Raw genomic sequence first — 2,549 nt, 5'->3', positions numbered from 1 at the left:
GTCGTCTGCGCCGGTAGCCTCCTGCGTGTCTGGCTCTCCGAGATCGGCGAGGGCGGCAAAGGGATCCGCGGGCGTGGCCTCGAGGGTGTCCTGCGCTGGCTCTTCTGCCACAGTCTCCTTGTCGGTTTCCCCTGGGGCTGGGGTGTTTTCTCCGCCCGTAGCTTCAGCGTCGAGCAGACGCACGTCCGGATCGTCTGAGACCACATGCTCCGAAGCGGGCGCGTCGTCATTGTCCAAGCCTTCGAGGGCCTCGAAGGGGCTTGGGACGGCGGTGCCTGCGCTCGCGTCTTCAGAGGCCTTTGGTGCTTCGTCTTCGGATGCCATCTGATCTTTGGGAGCCTCTGCGTCTTCCGGGGCGGACAGTTCTGCGTCCGGCTCTTCGGCTTCGGCAAGCGCCGCGAAGGGGCCTTCCTCTTCGAGGGCGGCGAAGGGGTCTGCGTCGGGTGTGGCCTCGACGGCCGCCACGGCCTCTATGGGGATGTCATCTGTCGCCGATGGGAGGCTGTCGCGACCTTGCTCCTCCTCCGCGCCCTCAAGGGCAGCAAACGGGTCATCGTCTTCCACCGGAGCAGAGGCGGCCTCGGTCTCGAGCGCCTTAAGCGCGTCAAGGTCAGGAAGGTCCTCTGCCGGGTCGGCCGCGCTGTCGAAGGGAGCAAACGGGTCATCGTCTTCGCTGAATGCTGCAAAGGGGTCGTCATCTAAGGTCGCCGCAGGGGCGGTTTGGGGTGTCGCAGGCGTGGCAGTATCTTCGTCGTCAAAAGCGGCGAAGGGATCGTCTTCGTCTTCATCTTTGAATGCTGCAAAAGGATCATCTGCCGGCGCATCGGGTTTTTCTGTTTTTGATGGCGTATCTTCGAATGCGGCAAAGGGATCTTCGCCGCCATCCTCTCCGAACGCGGCAAACGGGTCGTCGGACGCGGAGGTGTCGTCGCCAATATCCGACAGCATCGCAAAAGGATCGGGCGCGGTCTCTTCAAGCGCGGGCGGTGTGGGCTCGGGTGTGGCTGGTGGAGGCGTTTCTTCCTCGTCGTCGTCAGCATCCAGATCGCCAAATACGTCAAAGACCGAAGGATCGCTCAGATCCATCATATCGAGCTTTGGCGCTTTCTTTGGGGGCGGTGCAGGTTCTGGCTCTGGGATGACCACCGGCTCTTCGACCACTTCGGGTTCCGGCTTGGGTTTGGCGGCCTTCTTGCGCTTGGGCTTGGGCGCAGGCTTCTCGCCCTTGAGCGCATCCTGCAACAACTTCAGACGGGCCTGCATCAGAAGGTTGCGGCGGGTCGGATCCTTTTCCTCTTCATAGAGGTCGGCCAGCACTTCGGCTCCGGCGAGCGGTTCCACGCCGCGCATCTTGTCGAGGATTTTGCGCGTCGGTTTCACACGGCGTGTGGTTTTAGATCCTGAATTTTCAGATTTGGCCGAGGTCATGTGTGTGCTCCTGCCGCATTGCTCCGGTTTGGCATGGCACTTGCAATTCCCAGACCAGAACGGCCCAAACGCCGAACTTTTTAGGAAGAAAGTCAACGAGGACCGGAATGACGGGTATACGCGACCATATCAGCCTGCACGCAGATGCACTGGTGCTGCGTGAACGCCGCAACAATGTTCTTGCTTCGAACATCGCGAACGCTGCGACGCCGGGGTTCAAGGCACGGGATATCGACTTTGCCAGCGCTTTGGACCGTGCACAGGGCGTAGGCAACTTGCGTGCCAGCGACGACCAGCACTTTTCCGTAGGCGGTGGGATCAACCAAGGGCTGGTGTATCGCCAGAACCTGAACCCCGCATTGGATGGCAACACCGTCGAAATGGCGGTCGAGCAAATGGAATTCTCGGAAAACACCCAACGGTATCAAGCCACGCTGACGTTGCTGAACCGCAAGATCTCTGGCCTGAACCAAGCGATCCGTGGAGAATAATTATGTCTTCGATTAACAACGTCTATGATGTCGCGGCGCGATCAATGTCCTCGCAGATGACGCGTTTGAACACGATCGCCTCGAACATCGCAAACGCTGGATCTGTTTCGACAACGCAAGAAGGGGCGTTCCGCGCGATCCGTCCTGTGTTTGAAATCGACTATGCCAACGATGCGCAAGAGAGCGGTCTGTCGACCACCAGCGTGGCAGACATCGTTTCGCTGGACCGTGAACCGGCCAAAGTTTTCCGCCCTGATCATCCGCTCGCGAACGACGATGGCTTTGTCTACGAGGCAGCGGTCAACGTCGACGAAGAGATGGTCGAGATGACTGAAGCCAGCCGCCAATACCAAAACACCCTCGAGGTCGTCTCGACCCTGCGTACCTTGATGGCGCGCACGGTCAAGATGGGCCAGTAACGCTGCACCCAGGAGAGCTTAGATGACCACAGTTAGCGGCGCATATTCCAATGTCTCGGGGGTTCGTGAATCCCACATTTCCCAAGTAAGGCGCTGATTTCGCTGTCCTGACCATTATATTTCCTATATAAAACATGGTGTTGAAGGCTGCGAGGGGCGCGTTTTATGGATCACCCAGAGGGTGCGGGCTTGCAACGGGCAGATCGGGTGG

The 2,549-nt window shown here is 59.4% G+C and carries 2 protein-coding genes and 1 pseudogene; 2 read left to right on the top strand and 1 reads right to left on the bottom strand.

All coding sequences use genetic code 11. The features are described from left to right. Positions 1–1,428, bottom strand: a pseudogene (locus tag AB9K37_RS00760) (hypothetical protein); the annotation flags it as partial. A gap of 107 nt (positions 1,429–1,535) precedes the next feature. Between AB9K37_RS00760 and flgB the strand changes: the two are divergent. Further along, positions 1,536–1,919 (top strand): flagellar basal body rod protein FlgB, encoded by a 384-nt coding sequence (gene flgB, locus AB9K37_RS00755; protein WP_369835121.1) that lies wholly within the window; start codon positions 1,536–1,538, stop codon positions 1,917–1,919. Positions 1,920–1,921: 2 nt separating this feature from the next. Next, positions 1,922–2,338, top strand: a complete 417-nt coding sequence (gene flgC, locus AB9K37_RS00750) for a flagellar basal body rod protein FlgC (RefSeq protein ID WP_369835120.1) — start codon at positions 1,922–1,924, stop codon at positions 2,336–2,338. Positions 2,339–2,549: the final 211 nt, after the last annotated feature.

Source organism: Donghicola sp. XS_ASV15, from assembly GCF_041224595.1.
Lineage (GTDB): Bacteria > Pseudomonadota > Alphaproteobacteria > Rhodobacterales > Rhodobacteraceae > Donghicola.
Note: the sequence above shows the minus strand (reverse complement) of the source record. Positions and strands in the feature narration are given on the sequence as shown.

What these genes read in the sequence shown, in the direction of transcription:
- flgC (WP_369835120.1), top strand. Translation starts at nt 1,922, where the DNA reads ATGTCTTCGATTAACAACGTCTATGATGTCGCGGCGCGATCAATGTCC.
- flgB (WP_369835121.1), top strand. Translation starts at nt 1,536, where the DNA reads ATGACGGGTATACGCGACCATATCAGCCTGCACGCAGATGCACTGGTG.